Source organism: Peribacillus loiseleuriae (genome assembly GCF_001183985.1).
GTDB lineage: Bacteria > Bacillota > Bacilli > Bacillales > DSM-1321 > Peribacillus > Peribacillus loiseleuriae.
This window is the reverse complement of record NZ_LFZW01000001.1, coordinates 4,903,846-4,929,135: the sequence shown is the minus strand read 5'-3', so window position 1 is coordinate 4,929,135 and position 25,290 is coordinate 4,903,846. Positions and strand designations below refer to the sequence as shown.

At 39.7% G+C, this 25,290-nt stretch carries 22 protein-coding genes; 21 read left to right on the top strand and 1 reads right to left on the bottom strand.

Going from position 1 to position 25,290, the window contains the following annotated elements; all coding sequences use genetic code 11:
- Positions 1 to 28 precede the first annotated feature (28 nt).
- The 7 genes from AC625_RS22700 to AC625_RS22670 all read left to right on the top strand — a co-directional run bounded on the left by AC625_RS22700 (position 29) and on the right by AC625_RS22670 (position 9,952).
- A complete protein-coding gene (locus AC625_RS22700; RefSeq protein ID WP_049683887.1) occupies positions 29 to 874 on the top strand; it encodes a 3-hydroxybutyryl-CoA dehydrogenase in 846 nt (281 codons plus the stop codon).
- A gap of 32 nt (positions 875 to 906) precedes the next feature.
- The gene (locus AC625_RS22695) at positions 907 to 2,037 is read left to right on the top strand and encodes an acyl-CoA dehydrogenase (RefSeq protein ID WP_049683342.1); all 1,131 of its coding nucleotides are present in this window, start codon (positions 907 to 909) and stop codon (positions 2,035 to 2,037) included.
- Between the two features lie 11 nt (positions 2,038 to 2,048).
- Positions 2,049 to 3,188 (top strand): acyl-CoA dehydrogenase, encoded by a 1,140-nt coding sequence (locus AC625_RS22690; protein ID WP_049683341.1) that lies wholly within the window; start codon positions 2,049 to 2,051, stop codon positions 3,186 to 3,188.
- Positions 3,189 to 3,282: 94 nt separating this feature from the next.
- Positions 3,283 to 3,591, top strand: coding sequence for a hypothetical protein (locus AC625_RS22685; RefSeq protein ID WP_049683340.1), 309 nt, complete (start codon positions 3,283 to 3,285; stop codon positions 3,589 to 3,591).
- A gap of 43 nt (positions 3,592 to 3,634) precedes the next feature.
- Positions 3,635 to 6,901, top strand: coding sequence for a fused isobutyryl-CoA mutase/GTPase IcmF (gene icmF / locus AC625_RS22680; RefSeq protein WP_049683339.1), 3,267 nt, complete (start codon positions 3,635 to 3,637; stop codon positions 6,899 to 6,901).
- A 482-nt stretch (positions 6,902 to 7,383) separates the two neighbouring features.
- Positions 7,384 to 7,944 (top strand): DNA-directed RNA polymerase subunit delta, encoded by a 561-nt coding sequence (gene rpoE / locus AC625_RS22675; protein ID WP_342671005.1) that lies wholly within the window; start codon positions 7,384 to 7,386, stop codon positions 7,942 to 7,944.
- Positions 7,945 to 8,356: 412 nt separating this feature from the next.
- A complete protein-coding gene (locus AC625_RS22670) occupies positions 8,357 to 9,952 on the top strand; it encodes a CTP synthase (protein WP_049683337.1) in 1,596 nt (531 codons plus the stop codon).
- 216 nt (positions 9,953 to 10,168) lie between these two features.
- Here AC625_RS22670 and AC625_RS22665 read toward each other — a convergent pair whose 3' ends face one another.
- Positions 10,169 to 10,696 (bottom strand): DUF2529 domain-containing protein, encoded by a 528-nt coding sequence (locus tag AC625_RS22665; protein WP_049683336.1) that lies wholly within the window; start codon positions 10,694 to 10,696, stop codon positions 10,169 to 10,171.
- Positions 10,697 to 11,136: 440 nt separating this feature from the next.
- Here AC625_RS22665 and AC625_RS22660 point away from each other — a divergent pair, with 440 nt between their 5' ends.
- From AC625_RS22660 to AC625_RS22595, 14 genes are all read left to right on the top strand, one after another.
- Positions 11,137 to 11,508 carry a response regulator gene (locus AC625_RS22660; protein WP_049683335.1) on the top strand — a complete coding sequence of 124 codons (372 nt, stop codon included), beginning with the start codon at positions 11,137 to 11,139 and terminating at the stop codon, positions 11,506 to 11,508.
- Between the two features lie 433 nt (positions 11,509 to 11,941).
- Positions 11,942 to 12,799, top strand: a complete 858-nt coding sequence (locus tag AC625_RS22655) for a class II fructose-bisphosphate aldolase (protein WP_049683334.1) — start codon at positions 11,942 to 11,944, stop codon at positions 12,797 to 12,799.
- A 526-nt stretch (positions 12,800 to 13,325) separates the two neighbouring features.
- Positions 13,326 to 14,612 carry a UDP-N-acetylglucosamine 1-carboxyvinyltransferase gene (locus AC625_RS22650; protein ID WP_049683333.1) on the top strand — a complete coding sequence of 429 codons (1,287 nt, stop codon included), beginning with the start codon at positions 13,326 to 13,328 and terminating at the stop codon, positions 14,610 to 14,612.
- A gap of 98 nt (positions 14,613 to 14,710) precedes the next feature.
- Positions 14,711 to 15,673: a class II fructose-bisphosphatase gene (gene glpX, locus AC625_RS22645; protein ID WP_049683332.1), complete on the top strand. Its 963-nt coding sequence runs from the start codon at positions 14,711 to 14,713 to the stop codon at positions 15,671 to 15,673.
- 327 nt (positions 15,674 to 16,000) lie between these two features.
- Entirely contained in the window at positions 16,001 to 17,281 is a 1,281-nt protein-coding gene (gene rho, locus AC625_RS22640) for a transcription termination factor Rho (RefSeq protein ID WP_049683331.1), read from the top strand.
- Positions 17,282 to 17,578: 297 nt separating this feature from the next.
- The gene (gene rpmE, locus AC625_RS22635; protein WP_049683330.1) at positions 17,579 to 17,791 is read left to right on the top strand and encodes a 50S ribosomal protein L31; all 213 of its coding nucleotides are present in this window, start codon (positions 17,579 to 17,581) and stop codon (positions 17,789 to 17,791) included.
- 436 nt (positions 17,792 to 18,227) lie between these two features.
- The gene (locus tag AC625_RS22630) at positions 18,228 to 18,845 is read left to right on the top strand and encodes a thymidine kinase (protein ID WP_049683329.1); all 618 of its coding nucleotides are present in this window, start codon (positions 18,228 to 18,230) and stop codon (positions 18,843 to 18,845) included.
- 193 nt (positions 18,846 to 19,038) lie between these two features.
- Positions 19,039 to 19,461 carry a hypothetical protein gene (locus AC625_RS22625; RefSeq protein WP_049683328.1) on the top strand — a complete coding sequence of 141 codons (423 nt, stop codon included), beginning with the start codon at positions 19,039 to 19,041 and terminating at the stop codon, positions 19,459 to 19,461.
- Between the two features lie 178 nt (positions 19,462 to 19,639).
- Positions 19,640 to 20,719, top strand: a complete 1,080-nt coding sequence (prfA, locus tag AC625_RS22620) for a peptide chain release factor 1 (RefSeq protein ID WP_180320136.1) — start codon at positions 19,640 to 19,642, stop codon at positions 20,717 to 20,719.
- Entirely contained in the window at positions 20,712 to 21,578 is an 867-nt protein-coding gene (gene prmC, locus AC625_RS22615) for a peptide chain release factor N(5)-glutamine methyltransferase (protein ID WP_049683326.1), read from the top strand. The genes prfA and prmC overlap by 8 nt, the downstream gene beginning before the upstream one ends.
- Before the next feature lie 208 nt (positions 21,579 to 21,786).
- Entirely contained in the window at positions 21,787 to 22,695 is a 909-nt protein-coding gene (spoIIR, locus tag AC625_RS22610) for a stage II sporulation protein R (protein WP_082191212.1), read from the top strand.
- Positions 22,696 to 22,926: 231 nt separating this feature from the next.
- Positions 22,927 to 23,361 carry a GNAT family N-acetyltransferase gene (locus AC625_RS22605; RefSeq protein ID WP_049683325.1) on the top strand — a complete coding sequence of 145 codons (435 nt, stop codon included), beginning with the start codon at positions 22,927 to 22,929 and terminating at the stop codon, positions 23,359 to 23,361.
- A gap of 186 nt (positions 23,362 to 23,547) precedes the next feature.
- Entirely contained in the window at positions 23,548 to 24,594 is a 1,047-nt protein-coding gene (locus AC625_RS22600) for an L-threonylcarbamoyladenylate synthase (protein ID WP_049683885.1), read from the top strand.
- 97 nt (positions 24,595 to 24,691) lie between these two features.
- A complete protein-coding gene (locus AC625_RS22595; RefSeq protein WP_049683324.1) occupies positions 24,692 to 25,246 on the top strand; it encodes a manganese efflux pump MntP in 555 nt (184 codons plus the stop codon).
- The last annotated feature ends 44 nt before the right edge of the window (positions 25,247 to 25,290 follow it).

The window sequence follows — 25,290 nt, the reverse complement described above, 5'->3', positions numbered from 1 at the left end:
ATCGAGATGAGGAGGAGTAGCTGTGGATATGAACAGGGTAATGATCATTGGAGCTGGACAAATGGGGTCAGGAATTGCCCAAGTATGTGCGATGAGTGGGTATGAAGTCATCCTCCATGATCTAAAACAAGAATTCGTGGATCAGGGAATCACGAATATCTCGAAGAATCTGACCAGACAAGTGAATAAAGGTAAGCTTACCGAGCAGGAAAAAGCAGCTATTCTTTCAAGATTATCTCCCTCAATTGATTTACAAAACGCAATTTCAGTTGATTTAGTTATTGAAGCGGCGGTGGAAAATATGGAAATTAAAGCATCATTATTTGCTGAGCTTGATAAAATTACACCTTTTCATACGATTCTCGCTAGCAATACGTCCTCCCTTCCCATTACTGAAATTGCAGCAGCGACCAAACGCCCTGGAAAGGTGATTGGTATGCATTTTATGAACCCAGTTCCCGTTATGAAACTCGTTGAAATTATCCGCGGTTTGGCTACAGAAGATGAAGTATATAGAACGATTGAAAAAATGGCTGTATCGCTAAAAAAAGTGCCAGTTGAGGTGAATGATTTCCCTGGATTTGTATCCAATCGAATCTTGATGCCGATGATTAATGAAGCCATTTATACATTATATGAAGGTGTGGCTTCTAAAGAAGCGATTGATGATGTCATGAAGTTAGGCATGAACCATCCAATGGGTCCATTGACGCTCGCTGATTTTATCGGTTTAGATACATGTTTATCTATTATGGAAACGCTTCATAATGGTTTTGGTGACGACAAATACCGCCCATGTCCCCTACTTCGTAAGTATGTAAAAGCAGGATGGCTTGGTAAAAAGTCAGGACGTGGCTTTTATGAATATAGCTAACAAGTATTTAATGACAGCTAGGAGGTGTGCGGATGATTTTTCATTTTAACGAAGAGCAAGAAATGATGCGGAAAATGGTTCGTGATTTTACGATAGCAGAGATTGCCCCCTTTGTAGAACGGATGGAGAACGGAGAATTTCCAAGACAAGTGCTTCAAAAAATGGGGAAGATTGGATTAATGGGGATTCCGATACCTGAACAATATGGCGGGGCTGAAATGGATTTTATTTCTTATATCATTGCCATTCATGAAATTTCCAAAGTAAGTCCAGCCTTGGGTGTCATTCTCTCCGTTCATACATCAGTTGGAACAAATCCAATTGTCTATTTCGGGAGCGAGGAGCAAAAGCGAAAATACGTTCCTTTGCTTGCAACTGGAGAATATTTAGGTGCATTTTGTTTGTCAGAACCTAGCGCTGGCTCTGATGCTGCCAACTTGAAGACAAAGGCAATAAGAGATGGAGATTTTTATAGATTGAACGGTTCGAAAGCATTTATCACAAATGGCGGCGAAGCGGATGTGTATATTGTGTTTGCTTCCACTAACCTCAAAGAGCGAAGCAGAGGGATATCTGCTTTCATTGTGGATAAAGACACACCAGGCCTAGTCATTGGTAAAGACGAACATAAAATGGGTCTTATGGGGTCACGAACCGTACAGCTTATATTTGAGGATATGAAGGTACCTGCTGAAAACCTATTAGGTAAAGAAGGAGACGGATTCAAAATCGCCCTGGCCAATTTAGAGGTAGGCCGAATTGGTATTGCGGCACAAGCACTGGGCATTGCTGAAGGCGCTTTTGGTCATGCTTATGAATATGCGAGGGAACGGGTTCAATTCGGAAAATCGATTTCTACACAACAAGGAGTTGGTTTTAAGCTTGCCGAAATGGCGACAGCAATTGAAGCAGCCAAACTATTAGTCTACCAAGCAGCCTATCTTCGTTCACATCGTTTAGCATGTGGCAAAGAAGCGTCGATGGCTAAGCTATTTGCTTCAAAAACAGCAGTAAATGTGACGACAGAAGCCATTCAAGTGTTCGGTGGCTACGGCTATACGAAAGAATACCCGGTTGAGCGTTATTTTCGCGATGCAAAGGTGACAGAAATTTACGAAGGAACGAGTGAAATTCAAAAAATCGTCATTCACAAACATTTGTAGGGGGAAATGGCATGCAGTTTAAATTAACGGAAGAACATGACATGATCAGAAAAATGGTTCGTGATTTTGCAAAAAAAGAAGTAGAACCGACGGCTGCAGAACGTGATGAAGAAGAAAGATTTGATCGGACGCTGTTTGATAAAATGGCTGAATTGGGTTTGACTGGCATTCCATGGCCTGAAAAATATGGTGGAATCGGTAGCGATTATTTGGCCTACTGTATCGCGGTTGAAGAACTTTCAAGAGTCTGTGCATCCACAGGTGTTACACTATCCGCTCATATATCTCTTGCAGGATGGCCGATCTATTCATTCGGTACCGAAGAACAAAAGCAGAAATACCTTCGACCGATGGCAGAGGGAAAGAAAATCGGCGCGTACGGTCTGACGGAACCGGGTGCTGGTTCGGATGCTGGCGGAATGAGTACACAGGCTAAATTAGACGGTGATTATTATGTGTTAAATGGTTCCAAAATTTTCATCACAAACGGCGGGATTGCGGATACGTATATTGTCTTTGCCTTAACTAATCCTGAATCCAAACAGAAAGGCACGAGTGCTTTCATTATTGAAAAAGACTTTCCGGGTTTTAGCGTAGGAAAGAAAGAGAGGAAATTAGGGATTCGTTCATCGCCAACTACTGAAATTATTTTTGAAGATTGCCAAGTACCAAAAGGTAACTTGCTAGGAAAAGAAGGAGAAGGGTTCAAAATTGCCATGATGACGCTGGATGGTGGTCGAAATGGCATAGCGGCACAAGCTGTCGGTATTGCTCAAGGTGCGCTCGATGCAGCCGTTGAATATGCAAAAGGGCGCGTCCAGTTCGGAAAACCAATTGCATCCCAACAAGGAATCGGCTTTAAGCTTGCGGAAATGGCCACCGGTGTTGAAGCGGCCCGCCTTCTTACGTACCAAGCTGCTTGGCTTGAATCGGAAGGGTTCCCATATGGAAAAGAATCAGCCATGTCGAAATTATTTGCAGGAGACACTGCAATGAAAGTTACAACGGAAGCAGTACAAGTATTTGGGGGTTATGGCTACACGAAAGACTATCCGGTTGAGCGCTATATGAGAGATGCAAAAATTACTCAGATTTATGAAGGTACTCAAGAAATTCAAAAACTTGTTATTTCAAGAATGTTAACCAAATAAAATATGCAAAAAGGTTGTTCAACCTTCGAACAAAGGCTATTGAAATTATTTATTGTAGCCAAGGAGCATTGACGATTTTCTAACGAGGTGAATGATGAAGAAAAGAGAGGTTCACAGAAGTTCGCTCCAAGAGGCTCACTCCTTTAGGTGTTGGGAGGAATGGAGTGCTTTTATCTTAGAGTTGAAACTATCTGTGTTAGATTGGCAGCATCATATCCTGCAAACACGATTTGAATTGGCTCGAAAACTCTACAACACCGCTCTTTCTTATGTATTAAAGCAGTACCAATTGATGAAAGAATCAAAAACATTTCGCAAACAACTCCGTTTGTATCGAGAAACAAAATTAAAATTAGAATACACAACTCATAAAGAAAGCCTTCGCCTTAACAAAGAAAAATGAGATTCCCATACAAAAAAACATTTCGCGATGAGGGGGAAAGCAAATGGGTACAATTGAGGTTTATAGAGCAAAACATCCCATTCGTTTTGTGACGGCTTCGAGTTTGTTTGATGGACATGATGCAACGATTAATATTATGAGAAGAATAATGCAATCAAGCGGTGCTGAGGTGATTCATCTTGGCCATAATCGTTCGGTTGAGGAAGTAGTCAATGCAGCGATACAGGAGGATGTTCAGGGAATTGCTGTTACATCCTATCAGGGTGGTCATTTAGAGTATTTTAAATATATGTATGATTTGTTGAAGGAAAAGGGTGCACCACATATTCGAATTTACGGTGGTGGAGGCGGAGTCATTATTCCCCGAGAAATCAAAGAGCTTCATGATTATGGAATTTGTCATATTTTTTCACCTGAAGATGGGAGAAACCAAGGGCTTCAAGGCATGATTAATAAAATACTTAAAGAATGTGACTTTTCAACCATTCAATCTTCTATGCCAGATCAATTTGACAAATTACTAATAGGAAATCCAGTTGCTATTGCAAAGTACATCACACTTGCTGAGAACAGAATTGCAATGGATGATGAAGCAGCGGCAACGGCAGACCGCCTTCTTGAACAAATTAAGACATCTAATAAACAGACGCCGGTTATTGGAATGACAGGAACAGGAGGAGCGGGGAAAAGCTCCTTAACCGATGAATTAATACGTCGTTTCCTTAACGAAATACCGGAAAAGAGAGTAGCTGTTCTGTCCATAGACCCAACTAAGCAGAAAACGGGCGGTGCCTTACTTGGTGATCGTATACGGATGAATGCCATATTCTCGAATCGCGTGTATATGAGAAGCCTCGCAACACGCCATTCGAAGACAGAGCTTTCATTAGCCATCCGTGATGCTATTTCGGTAGTCAAGGCGGCTGGTTTTGGCCTAGTCATCGTGGAAACGAGCGGAATTGGGCAAGGTGATGCAGAAATCGCTGAAGTCAGTGACGTTTCTCTATATGTAATGACAAGTGAATTCGGAGCACCGTCTCAATTGGAAAAGATTGATATGATTGATTACGCAGATTTAGTTGTTATCAATAAGTTTGAACGCAAAGGGTCAGAGGATGCCAAAAGTCAGGTGCAAAAGCAATATCAACGAAGCCGGCTGCTTTTTGACCGCGACACGGAAGAGATGCCTGTTTATGGAACCATTGCTTCTCAATTTAATGACGTTGGGACAAATGCCCTTTTTGCCGAATTAGTAGAGAAAGTAAATGAAAAAACAGGAACCTCATGGTCTACTACTTTTTCAAAACAGGCTGACGTGAAGAAGCAAAATATGATTATTCCAAACAATCGCCGTTATTATTTACGTGAAATCACAGATACAGTAAGGAATTACCATTGCCATACGGAAGAACAGGTGAAAGTAGCTCGTCGCTTATTTCAGCTCGAAGGAGCCATTGATGCAGTTAACCAGCAAGAGACAGACCAAACTACTCGGAAAACCCTTGAAGACTTGCGTATGAGAACAGAAGAAAAATTAACGGCAGAATCTAGAAAAATTCTGGCAGAATGGGACAATTTTAAAGAACAGTATTCAGGTGAAAAGCTAACTACAAAAATACGTGATAAAGAAATCGTTACTGAACTACGCTCAAAAAGTTTATCAGGCTTATCAATCCCGAAAGTGTCATTTCCAAAGTTCGTTGACTATGGAGAAATTCTTAGATGGGTTTACCTAGAAAATGTACCGGGCCAATTCCCTTATACAGCAGGAGTTTTCCCATTCAAACGGCAGGGGGAAGACCCGAAACGTCAATTTGCCGGAGAAGGGTCGCCAGATCGAACGAACCGCCGCTTTCACTATCTATCTAAAGATGATGCCGCCAAGAGGCTTAGCACTGCCTTTGATTCCGTAACTTTATATGGTGAAGACCCTGATCACCGCCCAGATATATATGGGAAAGTAGGGGAGAGTGGAGTCAGCATTTGTACGTTAGATGATATGAAAAAGCTTTATCAAGGCTTTAATTTATGCCACCCGTCCACGTCGGTATCGATGACCATCAATGGTCCAGCTCCAATTATTTTAGCCATGTATTTAAACACGGCCATTGAACAACAAGTCACCTTGAAAGAACAAGAACTAAAAAGAAAATTAATGCAAGAAGAGGTGGAACAAGTCAAAGCGTATACGCTCCAAACGGTACGTGGAACAGTTCAAGCTGACATTCTAAAAGAAGATCAAGGCCAAAACACATGCATTTTCTCTACGGAGTTTGCCTTAAGAATGATGGGAGATATTCAGGAATACTTTATTAATCAAAAAGTAAGAAATTATTATTCCGTCTCCATTTCTGGTTACCATATTGCAGAAGCGGGCGCTAATCCCATTTCACAATTAGCCTTTACACTAGCAAATGGCTTTACGTATGTAGAATATTATTTAAGCAGAGGTATGAAAATCGATGATTTCGCCCCGAATTTATCATTTTTCTTCTCAAATGGCTTGGATCCGGAATATACGGTAATCGGTAGGGTAGCGAGAAGAATTTGGGCGATGGTTATGCGTGATAAGTATGAAGCGAATGAACGCAGTCAGAAATTAAAATACCATGTCCAAACCTCCGGACGCTCCCTACATGCACAGGAAATTGATTTTAATGATATTCGTACGACCTTACAAGCACTAATGGCGCTCCAGGATAATTGCAATTCTTTGCACACAAATGCTTATGATGAAGCGATTACGACACCTACCGAGGAATCGGTCCGCCGAGCTATGGCGATTCAAATGATTATTACGAAGGAACTCGGGCTTTCAAAAAATGAAAATCCCCTACAAGGTTCGTATATGATTGAAGAGCTTACTGATTTAGTTGAAGAGGCTGTTCTTTTGGAATTCGACCGGATAGATGACCGCGGCGGGGTTCTCGGTGCCATGGAAACTCAATACCAACGCGGAAAAATTCAAGATGAATCGATGCATTATGAAATGAAGAAGCATTCAGGGGAACTGCCGATCATTGGGGTGAATACGTACTTGAATCCTAATCCACAAAGCGCAGAAGAACTTGATACAATGGAACTAGCACGGGCTACTAAAGAAGAGAAGGAAGGACAAATTGAGAACCTTCGTGTCTTCCAAAAACGTAATATTGATCAATATGAAGAGTCGATACAACGATTGAAAAAATCAGCAATGAATGGAGAAAACATTTTTTCCGAGCTGATGGAATGTGTGAAATATGCAAGTCTTGGACAAATCACTCATGCCTTGTATGAGGTGGGTGGCCAATATAGAAGAAATATGTAAATAAAAGTGCAAGGGAAACTTCCACTATTTTTAAGGGGAACATACAAAACCTGAATGGCGTTAAAACGCCACCAGCTACTATGAAGGATCTATCATTAAGCATGCTACATTCGCCTAATTACAATGGTAGCGGTGCGAGCCAGAACTTCGGAGACTTTCTCGATTATATAAGGATATCTGCTAAGTAGATTGGCTATATTAATAAGTCGCGAAGCCCCGACCCCATGTCCTTTATACAAAAGAGGTAATGATTTATCGTTAAAAAGGTAGGGGGTTCCTTGTTATAAAGATCTCTTGTTTTTTCAAACTATCTGTCATAAACATAGAATCTAAGATTAACTAGCATAAACCTTCTAATATTGTTTATAATGGATAGTATGTTTAGCAGGAATAGCAATGGGCGATACAGAATGATGTATGGATGTCTTTTGTTTGTTTTGTTTGAAAGAACACTTATGGAGTGTTTGACATAGAGAAAGGAAGTGCCGAACTTGAGTTTGAAATCATATTCAAAAGAAGAAATATTAGAAATGTCATTGCTTGAAATGGCATATGAATTACTTGTAGAAAAAAATGCACCTCTGTTATTTGATGATTTAGTAAAAGAATTGGCTGCTTTGCACGGCTTATCGAAAGAACAAATTAAAAGTAGAATCCCACAATTGTATACTGATTTAAATGTCAATGGACGCTTTACTTGTTTAGGTGAAAATCGCTGGGGTTTAAAAACATGGTATCCGGTTGATCAAATCGAAGATGAAGTTGTCCATGTTGTTAAGCCGAAAAAGAAAAAGGCCAAAAAATCTTCAATCATCGAGGACGATTTTGAAGAGTTGGATGAGGACGATTTGGATTTTGAAGATGATGTAGAAGATCTTGATGAGGACGAAGATGATCTTCTTGATGATCCGCTTGACGAGGATATTGACGATGACTTAGTCGAAGACGATGATGAAGATGACCTTAAAGAAGCATTAATAGACGAGGACGAACTTGAATTAGAAGAGGAAGAAGACCTTGACGAAGAAGTAGAAAAAGAATAGAGATTTCCTTGACTTTTTCTAGCGGAATTTGTAGAATCATTTTTGGGCTCCTTAAAAAAGGACAGGATGATAAATATATCGCTCCCTTACATCTGTAAGCGGAGCGTTTTGTTTTTTATTAGAAAAGCGGAAGCATCTTTTAAAACCTCAAATCCTAGAGGGGGAAGCTGCTTGCGTTAGACACAATGGAAAGTTTTAAAAAACATAAACTTTCGATTTGTTGAAAACAAAGCTGCGTAAAATGATGGATTGCTGAATGGATCATTCAAATAAACATCATTTTTTTATTTTTTTCATGGATTCATATAAATGGTCCTGCAATTAAAGGGAAATCTAAAAGAGTGAGCTTTAGGATGTAAGAAAAATTAACATATGTGACAAATATGTAAGAGAACTTGAAGGAGGATACAACATGACAAAGTATATTTTCGTAACAGGCGGTGTCGTTTCTTCGCTAGGTAAAGGGATTACGGCAGCATCATTGGGGCGATTATTGAAAAACAGAGGGCTAAGTGTAACCATTCAGAAATTTGATCCGTACATCAATGTGGATCCAGGAACAATGAGCCCGTATCAACACGGTGAAGTGTATGTAACCGATGATGGTGCTGAGGCCGATCTTGACTTAGGTCATTATGAGCGTTTTATTGATATAAATGTTGGAAAGCATAGTAATGTGACAACAGGAAAAGTCTATTCGACTGTTATTAGAAAAGAGCGCCGAGGCGATTATCAGGGCGGAACCGTACAAGTTATCCCACACATTACGAATGAAATCAAAGAACGTGCATTTTTAGCAGGAAATGAATCGAATGCAGACGTTGTCATAACAGAAATCGGCGGAACTGTGGGCGATATTGAATCGCTTCCATTCCTTGAAGCCATTCGTCAAATCAAAAGTGACATCGGTCGTGATAATGTCATGTATATTCATTGTACCCTTGTTCCGTTTATTAAAGCAGCGGGAGAATTAAAGACAAAACCGACTCAGCATAGCGTGAAAGAATTACGTAGCCTTGGCATTCAGCCAAACCTCATTGTATGTCGTACGGAAATGCCGATTTCTCAAGATATGAAAGACAAGATTGCTCTATTCTGTGATATTGATAAAAAAGCAGTCATTGAATGTCAAGATGCGGATACCCTTTACTCGATTCCTTTAGCGCTTCAAGCGCAAAACATGGACCAAATCGTTTGTGATCACTTGAAATTGGATTGCAAAGAAGCTGACATGACAGAGTGGAAAGAGCTTGTTAAAAAAGTTACGTCCCTTTCAAAAACTACGAAGATCGCTCTTGTTGGGAAATACGTTGAACTTCAAGATGCCTATCTTTCAGTTGTTGAAGCATTGAAACATGCGGGATATGCGCATGATGCAGATGTTGAAATTGATTGGGTTAATGCTGAACATGTTACAAGAGAAAATGTAGAAGAATTACTAGGAAATGCTGATGGGATTCTTGTTCCTGGAGGATTTGGTGATCGTGGTATTGAAGGGAAAATCGCAGCTACTGAATTTGCGCGTAATCAAAAAAAGCCATTCCTTGGTATTTGCTTAGGCATGCAGCTAGCTTCTGTTGAATTTGCTCGTAACGTGCTTGGACTTAAAGGAGCACATTCAGCGGAAATTAATCAGGAAACACAGCATCCTATCATCGATCTTCTGCCAGAACAAAAAGACGTGGAAGATTTAGGTGGAACATTACGTCTAGGATTGTATCCATGTAAACTAGTAGAAGGTACAAAAGCCTACGATGCTTACGGACAACAAGTGGTTTATGAACGTCACCGTCATCGTTATGAATTCAATAACCATTATCGTCAAGCTATGGAAGAAGCAGGGTTTATCTTCTCAGGAACTAGTCCAGATGGTCGTCTGGTTGAAATTATTGAATTGAAAGATCATCCATGGTTTGTAGCTTCTCAATTCCATCCAGAATTCATTTCTCGTCCAAATCGACCACAACCATTATTCCGTGATTTTGTGGAAATGTCTTTAAAAGCATAGTAAATCATGCACAAAAAGAGGCTGTCTCATAACGAAGGGCCAAGATCCCATATCTACTATATAGCGTTTATATGACACAATAAACGGTGTATCGAGTGTGGGGTCACCCTTTGGGACAGCCTCTTTCTTATTTAATTAAGAAACCAACTTGGTCACAACCTAGCTTAGCTGACATTATCTTTGGTAACGCTGTTTAAGTTAGCGACATTCCATTCCTTATTCTTCTTCATACTCCAAAATTATTTCTTCAAGTGTAGATTTGATTCCATAGTAGGCAAACAAAGCAATCATTAAATGTGGAAAACCGACACGGTTTCCTGATTCATCTGGGATTAACCCTCTTTGCAAACGTAAATTAATGTGTACATCAGAATAGTGCTCGATGGATTCTCCATCAGCATCTAATGAAGTGGCGATTGTTACAAAAGGAATCTGTTGGTCTCGCAGGTTTCTGGCAAGTGTTATGGCTGATTCATCGGTGGAGTATCTCGTAAACAAGATAACGCGATCGGCCACATTTAACGAACCACTTTCATCAAAAGGTTTAGCGCCTGGGAAAGGCTCAGCGCCGTAAAAAGCCTCTGAAAGAATGCCTCCCATCTCTCCGAAACCTTTGAGATAAATCGCGCCATTACTAATAGCTGCCTGAGCAAGAAGTCTTGCACCATCTTCAAAATTGAAGCTTTCTTCATCAACCATCTTTTTATATAATCCAGTTAACTGGGTGGAGAACATTTTTAACATGGATATAACCCCCTTCAATCACTATATTCACAAACTGAATGCATTTCATTATAAGGGAAAGTATTTTGATTTGAAAGGGAGTCATTATGTTAATTATGTCTTCTCATTGATGAAAGCAGTATCAAATATTTTAAGGGCTTTTTTGAATTTACCATATTTTTAAAAATATAGTATGTTAATTTGATTGAATGGTTTACAATTGTAAAGTAAGCACCATATTTAGCATCAACTGACTTTAAAGTAATACTTTGAATAGTAAAAAGCTAGAGCATATAAACACTAAAACAGATAAGTATTCGAAACGGCAGTAACAGATAAAAGGAAACTTCTATCATTGGGGTTCTTCAGTCAAAGGCGATTTTAAATGATGCGCTTTTGTAATACCGTACTGATGGTTAGTCAAATAGATATAAAAATTTTATTCAGAAAGATGTGAGAGTATGGCAGGGAAGGTTCTTATTGTCGATGATCAATTCGGTATCAGGATTTTATTAAATGAAGTGTTACATAAGGAAGGATATGATACATTTCAAGCCGCAAATGGTGTGCAAGCACTTGATATCGTTACGAATCATTCACCAGATTTGGTTCTTTTGGATATGAAAATACCTGGGATGGATGGAATTGAAATACTTAAGCGTATGAAGCAGCTAGATGCTGACATCCGTGTCATCATTATGACCGCTTATGGGGAACTTGATATGATTCAAGAGGCAAAGAACTTAGGTGCAATTACTCATTTTGCCAAGCCATTTGATATAGACGACATTCGTAAAGCGGTACGTGAACATATATCCGTCCAATCCAACTAATCGTCTATAATTTGATAAATGGTTAAAAAACCACGTGGAACTCTACCAATTTTTCACAAAAATGCTCCTGCCTTTTGGAAGGAAAAAGGACGGAGCATCTTAATAACGAAGCGATTTAAATGGCAAGTTCAACTAGAATTTGTATGAAAACTATAAGTATAGTAGCGACTTATCATATGTTTTTTTGGATGTCGAGTAAATCTTTTTCTTCCTTTATTTAAGATGATTGCGATTTATTTTGAAATCGTTTTATTTTTTTTGTGATAAAACTGAATATTCCCCCAAATTCGGAATCTGTTGCTGTTTTTTGTTTGTCTTGATATGCTTAGAGGGATTAGGAGACATTCACAATCTTGAATAGGTTAAAGGGTTTGTGGAAATCTCTAAACTGTATTTGTAAATAGAAGAACATTTACTGTAGGAGGAAATGATTATGCCTTTAGTATCGATGAAAGAAATGCTTAACAAAGCTCTTGAAGGTAAATATGCAGTAGGGCAGTTTAACATTAATAACTTAGAATGGACTCAAGCTATTTTAGGTGCTGCTGAACAAGAAAAATCACCTGTAATTCTTGGCGTATCAGAAGGTGCAGCTCGTCATATGGGCGGATTTAAAACAGTTGTTATGATGGTTCAAGGTCTATTGGAAGATATGAAGATTACAGTTCCAGTTGCAATCCATTTAGATCATGGTTCAAGTTTCGATAAATGTAAAGAAGCAATTGATGCTGGCTTTACATCTGTAATGATTGACGCTTCACATCACCCAATCGAAGAAAATATTGAAACAACGAAGAAAGTTGTTGAATATGCTCATTCTAAAAACGTTTCTGTTGAAGCGGAAGTAGGAACAGTTGGCGGACAAGAGGATGACGTGATTGCAGATGGTGTCATTTATGCTGACCCTAAAGAATGTGAAGATCTAGTTAAACAAACAGGTGTTGACTGCTTTGCTCCAGCTTTAGGTTCTGTACATGGAGAATACTCAGGTGAACCAAACCTAGGATTCAAAGAAATGGGAGAAGTTCGTGACTTAACACAAATTCCGTTAGTTCTTCATGGTGGAACTGGAATTCCAACAAAAGATATCCAACAAGCGATTTCTTTAGGAACTTCTAAAATCAATGTAAATACGGAGAACCAACTAGCTTTCACAAAAGCTGTTCGTGAAGTATTGAACAACGATGCAAAAGCATATGATCCACGTAAGTACATCGTACCTGGACGTGAAGCAATTAAAGAAGTTGTTATTGGCAAAATCCGCGAATTCGGTTCTGCTGGACAAGCATAAGCTTTATTTTGAAGTAAACAAGGGTTTCTCTTCTATTTTACATACTATGTGAAATGGAAGAGAAACCCTTATTTTATTTTTGAATAACATCTATAAGGGTAAAAATAGTATGAGCTAGTTTCTAATGCCATTTGCCTCTAGATTTTAAAAGGACTTTTTAGATAGCTTCTTCTAAACAGTTGGAATTTTTTTCACTATCATATAAACTAGAGGGAACAATGAAATTACGCTTTAGGAGGGTTATTTCAGGAACGAAAAATATCGATGAGCTAGGAACCGTGCTTTTATAAAGAGTTGATCTGAGTCAAAATATTGGAATGAAAAATAAATCTGTAAACGTTTGCTGGTAATGGGATGTTTTTTGATTCTCGCCTAAATCTATTCCCATAAAAAATTATAAAATTTTGTACATGACTTTTGAATTTTTGTGCAAACTAGTAAAGTGAAAAATATATGTTTATAATGGTAAAATAACCCATCGTTCCTTTGGGTGAGATCTTCACCAGTGTTTAGAAGGGAGTTAATTATGGAAAAACTTAAGATTGCAGGGGGGTACCCGTTACAGGGGAGCATTCGAGTAAGTGGAGCTAAGAATAGTGCCGTAGCCCTCATTCCTGCAACAATATTAGCAGATTCTACCGTTACAATTGAAGGGTTACCAGATATATCGGATGTACAAATGTTGAAAGCGCTACTTGAGGAAATAGGAGGAGAAATTGATTTTCGCGATGGAGAGATGAATGTAGATCCATCCAAAATGATTTCCATGCCTTTGCCAAATGGAAGAGTGAAGAAATTACGTGCTTCTTATTATTTGATGGGAGCCATGCTTGGTAAATTCAAGAAAGCTGTTATTGGTTTGCCAGGAGGGTGCCATCTAGGTCCTCGCCCAATTGACCAGCATATTAAGGGATTTGAAGCTCTCGGAGCCCAGGTTACGAATGAACAAGGCGCGATTTATTTAAGAGCGGATGAACTTCGAGGTGCGAAAATTTACCTAGATGTTGTGAGTGTGGGGGCAACTATTAATATTATGCTTGCGGCAGTACTCGCGAAAGGCCGCACAGTCATTGAAAATGCCGCTAAAGAACCAGAAATCATAGATGTGGCGACATTATTGACAAATATGGGCGCGAGAATTAAAGGGGCAGGTACAGATGTTATCCGAATTGATGGTGTCGAAAAATTAAACGGGTGCAGACATACCATTATTCCTGACCGAATCGAAGCAGGTACATTTATGATTATGGCTGCAGCGGTTGGAAAAGGCATTATAATTGATAATGTCATTGCACAGCATGTAGAATCTTTGATTGCTAAATTACGGGAGATGGGCGTGAATATAGAAACAGGAGATGATCAAATCTTCGTGTCTCCTGGATCATCTCCATTGAAGTCTGTTGATATTAAAACACTCGTCTATCCTGGATTCCCAACAGACCTTCAACAGCCTTTTACATCCTTATTAACGAAAACAACTGGCTCAAGCATGGTTACAGACACAATTTACGGAGCGCGCTTCAAGCATATTGATGAGCTCCGTAGAATGAATGCAGCTATTAAAGTTGAGGGGCGTGCGGCCATTATCAATGGGCCTATTCAACTCCAAGGTGCGAAAGTGAAGGCAAGTGATTTGCGTGCTGGAGCGGCTCTTGTTATTGCGGGGCTTATGGCTGAAGGTATCACAGAAATAACAGGTCTTGAACATATAGACCGAGGCTATAGCCACCTTGTTGAAAAACTGTCAGGACTTGGGGCAACGATTTGGCGCGAAGAAATGACTGTGGAAGAAATCGAACAATTTAAAAGTTGAAAGTCCCCCTAATGCTCAATGTGTTACTATAGTTATCTTAATGTGTTATACTATTTTGGATAAAGGACATGTTTAGTAACACTAAGGGGGAAATCGCGATGGAAAGAAGCTTATCAATGGAACTTGTTCGTGTGACTGAAGGAGCTGCATTAGAATCAGCACGCTGGATGGGTAGAGGGTTGAAAATGGAAGCAGATGATGCAGCCACAACCGCTATGCGGGATGTATTTGATACAGTGCCCATGAAAGGGACAGTCGTCATCGGTGAAGGAGAGATGGATGAAGCTCCTATGCTATACATTGGTGAAAAGCTTGGGACAGGCTACGGACCTCGTGTAGATGTGGCGGTAGACCCTTTAGAGGGGACAAATATTGTTGCATCTGGCGGCTGGAATGCTCTTGCTGTATTAGCTGTTGCGGATCATGGTAATTTACTACATGCTCCCGATATGTATATGGAAAAGATTGCTGTTGGTCCAGAAGCGGTAGGATTAATTGATATCAACGCTTCGGTTCTTGACAACTTAAAAGCTGTCGCAAAAGCAAAGAATAAGGATATCCAAGATGTTGTAGCAACGGTATTAAATCGAGCGCGACACGGAAGAATTATTCAAGAATTACGTGATGCTGGAGCGCGAATTAAGTTAATTAATGACGGTGATGTAGCTGGAGCAATTAATACAGCATTTGACCATACGGGCGTTGATATTTTATTTGGTAGCGGTGGAGCACCAGAAGGCGTCATTTCAGCTGTTGCTTTAAAATGCCTGGGGGGAGAAATTCAGGGGAAACTGCTTCCGCAAGATAACGCAGAAGCTGAACGCTGTTTGAAGATGGGCATTAATCTCGATGCTGTGTTAAGAATGGAAGACCTTGTTCGCGGCGACGATGCAATATTTGCTGCAACAGGCGTTACTGATGGAGAATTATTAAAAGGTGTCCAATTTAAAGGCAATTATGGCGAAACCCATTCTGTTGTCATGAGAGCAAAGTCTGGCACAGTCCGCTTTGTTGAAGGGCGCCATAGCTTGAAAAAGAAACCAAATCTGGTCATGCGTTAACCAATTCTACCTCGTGGATTTCAGAAATTCTTCAATAAAAGCGGGCGGTTTTTACTGCTCGCTTTCTCTGCAAAAAAATTAAGTTGATTAATTAAAATAAAGAAAGTACAATAAAGGTTGTTTTTATAAATATTTTACATTAAATCAACTGCCTATTTATTACTCCAAATTTATGAGCCTTCTAATTTATTCTTCTTTACAAGTAAAGATGTCAATCATTATCTTCTAGCAAAAAGGATACTCTCCCTATTTGCCATTTATTGACCATTCATATGATCTATGTATGATATGAATGTAACCGTTAATTATATAAAGTGTGGTGCCAATATGAATTTAACTATTTCGAATTTAGAAAACATGAAATTAAAAGATTTATACGAACATGCTCGCGAATACAAAGTATCGTATTACAGCAAGCTTTCAAAAAAAGAATTAATCTTTGCGATATTAAAAGCACAGGCCGAGCAAGATGGATTATTATTCATGGAAGGTGTGCTTGAAATCATCCCATCTGAGGGGTTTGGCTTCCTGCGCCCAATTAACTATTCTCCAAGCTCAGAAGATATTTATATTTCCGCTTCACAAATTCGCCGATTTGACCTGAGAAATGGTGATAAGGTATCTGGTAAAGTACGACCTCCTAAAGAGAATGAACGTTATTATGGCTTGCTTCATGTTGAAGCCGTCAACGGTGATAACCCAGAATCAGCAAAGGAGCGTGTGCATTTCCCTGGCTTGACGCCATTATACCCTGATCGTCAAATCAAGCTGGAAACGGTTCCGAAATACTTATCCACTCGAATTATGGATGTGCTTGCTCCTGTTGGGTTTGGACAACGTGGTTTAATTGTTGCTCCACCAAAAGCGGGTAAAACGATGTTGATTAAAGAAATTGCTAATTCAATCACAACGAATCATCCAGAGGCAGAATTAATCGTGCTTTTAATTGATGAGCGTCCTGAAGAAGTAACTGATATTGAACGATCGGTTGCTGGGGATGTCGTCAGTTCAACGTTTGATGAAGTACCTGAAAATCATATTAAAGTGGCGGAATTAGTTCTTGAACGCGCAATGAGACTTGTGGAACATAAACGCGATGTTATTATCCTGATGGATAGTATTACTCGTCTTGCGCGAGCATACAATCTTGTGATTCCACCAAGTGGTCGGACTCTTTCAGGTGGAATTGACCCTGCAGCTTTCCATCGACCTAAACGATTCTTTGGTGCAGCGCGTAATATTGAAGAAGGTGGAAGTTTAACCATCCTTGCAACAGCGCTTGTTGATACGGGTTCACGTATGGATGATGTCATTTATGAAGAATTTAAAGGTACGGGTAATATGGAACTTCATCTGGATCGAGCACTAGCTGAGAGAAGAATTTTCCCGGCAATTGACATTAGACGTTCTGGAACACGGAAGGAAGAGTTGTTAATTCCGAAGGACCGCCTTGATAAGCTATGGGCAATCCGCAAAACGATGTCTGACTCACCTGATTTTGTTGAGAAATTCTTGCGCCGTTTAAAACAAACAAAGAATAATGAAGAATTTTTCAGTAAGTTGGAAGAAGAAATGAAAAAAGGTTTGGCTGCATCCAGGCGTTCTTGAACAATAATAATAAGTGCTTTATAATAACAGTGTCCAGTGCAAGTATTTAGCCTCTCTGATAGCTTTCGGTCCTGTGCGGATAACGCTGACATCGACGTTTGCCACAAGGTGGAAGATGTTGGTTGAGGTTCTAGTTATAGGTTTCTCTTAGTAAAATGTAACAAGTGGTTGCATATCTCGACTACAGTTGATATAATAAGTGCATGTATTTTTACAAATTATGTGAGGGTCACTTATCTTCGCATTGAAGTTATAACTCTGTTTCAGAATGATTCAGGGCAGAAGGAGCTGAAAAGAATGAAAGCTGGAATCCATCCAAATTATAAACTTGCAAAAGTAATTTGCTCTTGCGGGAATACATTTGAAACTGGTTCAATCAAAGAAGAAATTAAAGTTGAGACTTGTTCAGAATGTCATCCATTCTACACTGGTCGTCAAAAATTCGCTGAAGCTGGCGGACGTGTTGACCGTTTCAATAAAAAATACGGTATTAAATCAGAACAACAGTAATAATGAAAACTTCCGGAACAGGCAAGTGTACGTCCTTGCCTGTTTTTTTATTGCGAATTAATGGTTTTTTTACTAAGATTGCCTGAAAAAGGCTTTAAGTACGTGTTCAAAAGAAGGATAAAAAGAGCCGAGAAGTTCTGCGAGCGATCGTCTCAAACCTTTCGCGTATGCAGTAGCGTTGAGGATCGGGCTTGCACAGAACGTGCGCGATTTTAACAGAAGGTCATTCATGAGCTTTGATGCAATTCGCAAGCTTTTTTACCGGACTTTTTAAACAACCTCTTTAATATAATACGTTTGATGGAATTTAAAATGTGACAGGGTTATTGACTCTGTTTTTATAGATTAGGTTGTTGGAACAAGAATCAGGACGAAGTGATCACGAGAAATTGATTGGAAGAAAGGGTAATAGCTGGAAAGGGGAGTGACTGTTTCAATGTATGAAATGAAACAATCTGGCTGGATTGAATTGATTTGCGGAAGTATGTTTTCAGGGAAATCGGAGGAGTTAATTAAAAGAGTCAGCCGAGCTCAGTTTGCGAAACAGAGTATTGCTGTTTTCAAACCTGTTATTGATAATCGCTATGCGGAAGAAGCTGTAGTGTCCCACAATGGATCATCTGTTATGGCAAAACCGATTTCGCATTCTACTGATATTTTTAATTATCTCGATAAAAAAATAGATATCATTGCGATTGATGAGGTACAATTTTTTGACAAAGAAATTGTAGAAGTTGCCCAGCATCTTGCGGACAGCGGTTATCGTGTCATTCTGGCTGGATTAGATCAGGACTTTCGTGGGGAGCCATTTGGGGCTGTGCCGATTTTGATGGCATTGGCAGAATCCGTCACAAAGCTTCAAGCTGTTTGCGCAGTTTGCGGTTCAGCAGCAAGTAGAACGCAGCGACTTGTGGATGGACTTCCAGCTGCCTGTGATCAACCTATAATACTTGTCGGTGCATCGGAAGCGTATGAACCTAGATGCAGACATCATCATATAGTGCCTGGTAAGTTGGAAAAGATGAAAAGCATCGTAAAGAATCATACAAAATAATGAAGTGGTAGTCCAAAGGGTCAGACCTCACACTCTATACAACGTTTATATGCCATCTTCACTTCATAAACGATATATAGTAGATGTGGGGTCTGACCCTTTCCGTCATTTAATTTCACCTATGTTTTGCATTCAATATGGGAACCCTATCACTAAGCCTTATAAAAGGCAGAATCGAATGGGGGGATTCCGTATGAAAATAGTATGGTCGTTTGTCATCATGGCGTTATTAGCAGGCTGTAATGGCTTGTCGAACAATGCAGGTGACAAGAATAAGACGAATGAAGCTGCCACAAGTAATTTGAAGAAAGTAACAAGTGACAGTGGGCATTATAGTAATCAGCCTGCTGATCAGCTGTTAAATACTCCGTATAGTGTATCGAACGTAGCCCCTTCTAATGGAGATGATATCGAGCAAGCTCGTAAAACAATCGAGGCAGAAACGAATTATGAGGCAAAGGGTGTCTGGGTGAATGGGCTTTCGATGGTTGTGACCATTGATGATCATGGGAAAATTAAAACGGAATCAGAATGGAAGAAGGAAAAGAAACGAATTCATCGTCTCCTGATTAAAGCCTTCCCGCGTTATCATGTTGATATAAAACGAGATCATTAATGAAAGATTACCCGATTCGAGCATCCTTCACCCAATTGTCTTTGACGTTGATTATTATCCTATACTATAATTAACATGAAATGGATAAGCTTAAAGCTAAAGAGACGAATCAATGGATGGTGCGTCCTATTACAAAAGGGTCAAATCCTTTTAGGACATCTTCCTTGGAAATTATGGGGTGAAAAGAGTGTTTGATCGACTACAGGCAGTTGAAGATAGATACGAACGATTAAATGAATTATTAAGTGATCCTGAAGTGATCAATGATTCAAATAAGCTCAGAGAATACTCGAAGGAACAATCAGATATTCAAGATACGGCTATTACGTATAAGGAATATAAAGTAATTCGGGAACAATACCAAGAAGCGAAAATGATGCTTGATGAGAAGCTTGATGCAGATATGAAAGAGATGGTTAAAGAAGAATTGAATGAACTTGAATCGAATATAGAAGAATTGGAAGCGCGGTTAAAAATCCTTCTAATTCCCAAAGATCCAAATGACAATAAAAACGTAATTATGGAAATCCGCGGCGCGGCTGGTGGAGATGAAGCGGCGTTATTTGCAGGTAGTCTATATCGCATGTATAGCCGTTATGCGGAGATGCAAGGCTGGAAAACTGAAATCATTGATGCCAATGCAACGGGACTAGGTGGTTATAAGGAAATTATCTTCATGATTAATGGGAGTGGCGCTTATTCCAAATTGAAATTTGAAAATGGAGCACACCGTGTTCAACGAGTTCCTGAAACAGAGTCAGGAGGCCGAATTCATACGTCAACAGCAACGGTTGCTGTATTGCCTGAAACGGAAGAAGTTGAAATTGAAATCCATGAAAAGGATATTCGGGTTGACACATTTGCTTCTAGTGGACCTGGTGGACAGAGTGTAAATACAACGATGTCAGCTGTTCGATTAACGCATATTCCGACCAATACGGTAGTTTCGTGCCAGGATGAAAAGTCGCAGATTAAAAATAAAGAAAAAGCTATGAAGGTTTTGCGTGCTCGTGTGTATGATAAAATTAACCGGGAAATTCAAGCTGAATACGATCAAAACCGTAAATTGGCGGTTGGAACAGGTGACCGATCAGAGCGGATTCGCACGTACAACTTCCCGCAGAATCGTGTGACAGACCATCGAATTGGTTTGACGATTCAGAAACTTGATCAAATAATGGAAGGCAAGCTTGATGATGTGATTGATACATTAATCGTAGAGGACCAATCCTCTAAGCTGCAAAATGCGGATGATTAAGTCATTCAAAAAAGTATACGAAGCCCTGAATTGGGCTTCTTCTTTTCTGACGGAGCACAATCGAGATCGTAATGCGGGTGAGATTTTATTGCAACATTATCTTGGAGTAAATCGATCGCGACTGCTTGCGAGTTTACATGATGAACTTCCTGAGCATATAAAAGCCTTGTTCATTCAAGCTGTACAAAAGCATGTGGCGGGGACGCCTGTCCAATATATTACTGGGTCCGAGGAGTTTTACGGCAGAACCTTTAAGGTGAATGAAGAAGTTCTTATTCCAAGACCGGAAACGGAAGAATTAATTGAGCATGCGCTTTTGAAAATAAAAAAACTGTTTCCTACTGAACACCCGCTTGAGCTTGTGGATATTGGAACAGGAAGCGGTGCAATTGCCGTTACGATGAAGTTAGAATGTCCCAAATTGCTTGTGACGGCGACAGATATTGCGAAATCATCTTTGGATGTTGCTAGAACGAATGGAGATGCTCTATCTGCAGAGATTGAGTGGGTACAAGGAGATTTATTAGCTCCATTTATTGAAAAGGGACAAACGTTTGATATTCTTCTTTCCAACCCGCCCTATATTCCCGTAGCTGACAAAGAAACGATGTCAGTCGTTGTAACCGAACACGAACCACACCGTGCCTTGTTCGCGGGTGAGGATGGTTTGGATTTCTATCGTCGATTTATGGAGGAACTTCCTTATGTGATGAAAAAACCAGGACTCATCGGTTTTGAATTCGGTGCAGGACAAGGTAATTCAGTTGCCGAAATATTACAGAAGGCATTTCCAAAAGCTTTGGTTAGTGTTGAATATGATATTAACGGCAAGGATCGTATGGTTTTTGCTGAACTCTAAGATAAAAAGAGCTTATTCATTCTGTTTTATCCGTTAAAGACCAGTTTAATCCCGTTGCGGTGGATAAACTGGTCTTTTTCTATATTATAAATGATTCTATTAAACTTCTAAAATTATTAGGATAATCGATACTTTATTTTTTTCTAGATATATAGTTTAAAACACTCTCTTTCTGGCGACACTATTTTTGTGAGGGGAGAGGATCAAGATGAGAAAAAATTTAGCACTTATCTATCTATTAATTTTAACGATTGGAACAATCGTAAGTTTATATATGCCGAAAGTGGAGGCGACAGTTGAAGCAACTGAGATGATACCTGATGAAGCAATTAGGTTAAGGATTCTTGCTAATAGTGATTTAGAGGTAGATCAAGTAGTCAAACGACATATACGAGATGAAGTGAATAAGGAGATAACAACATGGGTTGAAGATTTAACATCCTTAGATGAAGCAAGAACAATCATTACCTCTAATATTCCACAGATCCAGAAGATCGCAGAAAGAATCATAGCTGAAAAAGGTTTGAATCAGGCGGTCACGGTTAAATTCGGTCAAGCTGAATTTCCAACAAAGCTGTACGGCCAATATTTATATCCGGCAGGCGAATATGAGGCGATTGTCATTACAATTGGAGCAGGTGAAGGGGCCAATTGGTGGTGCGTATTATTTCCTCCCCTATGTTTTCTTGATTTTTCAAATGGAACTGCAGTAAGTCAGACACCTTTTGAAGAGAAGGAAGTAGAAGTACAGAAACCTATTGAAGAGAAAGAAGAAGTACAGACACCTATTGAGGAGAAAGAAGAAACACAGAAGAGGCCTGTTGAAGAGAAAAAAGAAGCACAGAGTCCTATTGAAGAGAAAAAAGAAGAGTATAGTCCTATTGAGGAGAAAGTAGAAGAGCATAGTCTTGTTGAAAAGAAAGAAGGGTTACAGAATTCTATTGAGGATAAAGAGGAATCACGGAGTCTTCTAGATGATAATAAAGAATTGCAGGAGCAGCCTGTCTCACAACAAGTTCAAGTAGCTGTAAAGCAGGACTCAATCTACAATGGTCAAGAAGAAGAACCGATTATCGTAAAATCATTTTTTGCAGAGCTATTCTCTCAATTATTTTGACTGTTTGGATGAAGGGATAGGGAATAGAGCATCTTTAACTTAACCAGCATTGCCAATAAAATTGCCGCTGCGGTCTTTCTTTTGCTAGGGAGAAACCACTCAAAATTGAGGGTACTCGTCTTGTGTTAGTCATTAGGTTGTTCAAGTCGCTTGTGATTTTGTTCTTAATCGCAGTTCTAGTTTAGCGTTTCTATCATATACCTAGTAAAAAAAACTAGAGGAGCGATTCGTATGGCAACATTCTATCAAGTGAGTGAAATGGACATTCCGGAATTGGCACGGTTTTTGTCGGAAGCTAATGTTGGAGAAGTGGATTTGCAGAAGCAATATCAATACTTTGTAGTCGCTAAAGACGATGAAGGTGAAATTATAGGAACCATTGGATTAATCCCCGTTGAAAATTCCGGGTTGCTGCGATCCTTTGTGATTTCACCTGCTTTTCCTGCTGAAAAAATTTCAGAGCTCGTTCAATATATGGTGCTTGTAGCTAAAAGTCGTGAATTATCGTCGATCTATCTTGTGACAGAGAAACAAAGCTCACTTGCATTTTTTGAAGCGTTTGGTTTTGAAAGAAAAGAGAATATAGCACAAGGGATAAAAAGTTCTCCACATGTGGAAAAGTTAATTCAACAGGAAAATCGGTGGTTTATGCAGAAAATTCTTTGAATTCATTAACATACCCACAAAGTTATTCACAAATAAACAAGTGTTATCCACATTTTGTGGATAACACTTGTTTTATTTACAGCTATCTTTTATACTTTCGAAGTAACTTTTTTGATAAAGGGTGAAATAATAAGATTTTTTTTAAAAGAAATAGAACATAATGTAAAAAAGGTGAAGGTGTTAATGATGGAAACTAATTTGTGGATAGTGGATAAAAGTGTGGATAAGAAAAAAGGTTATCCACAGTTAATAGAGGCAGCTCATTTACTTGCTGAAAATGAGGTTGTTGCTTTCCCAACTGAGACCGTTTATGGATTAGGAGGGAATGCCAAAAGTGATGAAGCGGTTAGGAAAATATTTGGAGCGAAAGGTCGTCCTAATGATAATCCGTTAATCGTTCATGTTGCGTCAATGGAACAGTTAAATGAAATTACAGTGGAAATTCCTAAATTAGCGAAAACCTTAATAAATGAATTCTGGCCGGGCCCACTCACACTCATACTTGAAAAAAAAGAAGGAGTTTTATCAACTAGTGTGACGGCGGGTTTGCGAACTGTAGGGGTTAGAATGCCGGATCATCCCGTTGCACTTGAATTAATCCGTGCGAGTGGTGTGCCGATTGCAGCTCCAAGTGCTAATACGTCAGGAAAACCGAGCCCAACAACTGCAAAACACGTTTCAGATGACTTAAACGGAAAGATTGCTGGAATAGTCGATGGTGGCCCCACAGGAGTAGGAGTTGAATCAACCGTTCTTGATTGTACTGTATCGGTACCTGTAATTCTTCGGCCTGGTGGTGTGACAAAAGAAGCACTTGAAGCGGTTATTGGTCCTATTAAGGAAGATGCAGCGCTTAAAAATCAAGCAGTTACACCGAAGTCGCCTGGAATGAAGTATACCCATTATGCGCCGAATGCACCGCTCATTTTAATTGAGGGCAGTCGGGAGTTTTTCCAACAGATAGTGGATCAGTATAAAGCAGAAGGCAAGAAGGTCGCGGTGATGGTGCCAGAAGAGCACGCGGATGATTATCAATCAGATTATCTCGTTCGTTCGGGTTCTTTGGCAAATTTACAATCAGTTGCGGCGAGGTTATATGATACATTACGGACATTTAATGATCTCGATGTCGATATTATTTTGGCAGAAGTGTATCCAGAAACAGGTATTGGTCAAGCTATTATGAACCGGTTGCATAAAGCAGCAGGACATCAGCTAATCAAGGAAAAGTAAAGACTTGAACAGGACTTGTGGCACTTTCGCTTTTCTTATTCTATTTTCTCTTGGACATGCATAACATGAAGTAGGCACGTCCGAGGGGGTAGGGAAAGTGAGTGTAGTTACGGGAGAGCTGGTAACTTTAATGCTTATGGCATTCGCATTAGGAATGGACGCCTTTTCTGTCGGGCTTGGGATGGGGATGTTCAAGCTAAGGCTCAAACAAATCTTGTTCATTGGTTTGACAGTAGGCTTTTTTCATATATGGATGCCTCTAGCAGGTATGACAGCTGGCCGGTTTATTTCGGGACATTTTGGTGTGTTTGCTGTTTACGCTGGCGGAATTTTACTTATCGTTCTCGGAACTCAAATGTGTATATCAGGAATACGAGGAGGAGATGTTCCTCTCCTTGCCCCGGTAGGGAAGGGGTTGTTCATTTTTGCTGTTAGTGTGAGCCTTGACAGTTTTTCTGTTGGTCTGACTCTGGGGATTTATGGCGCGAAAACACTGTTGACTATTCTTTGTTTTGGAATTGCAGCTACCCTGCTTACCTGGCTGGGTCTGCTAACAGGAAGGAAAATTCAAGGTTGGCTCGGAGTTTACAGTGAAGTGCTGGGCGGTAGCATTTTATGTGCTTTTGGTTTAAAGCTTTTGCTATCCTTTTAATCACGAATGAACGAGCCGAAGTCAGAGAGTTTTTGGAATCTGGC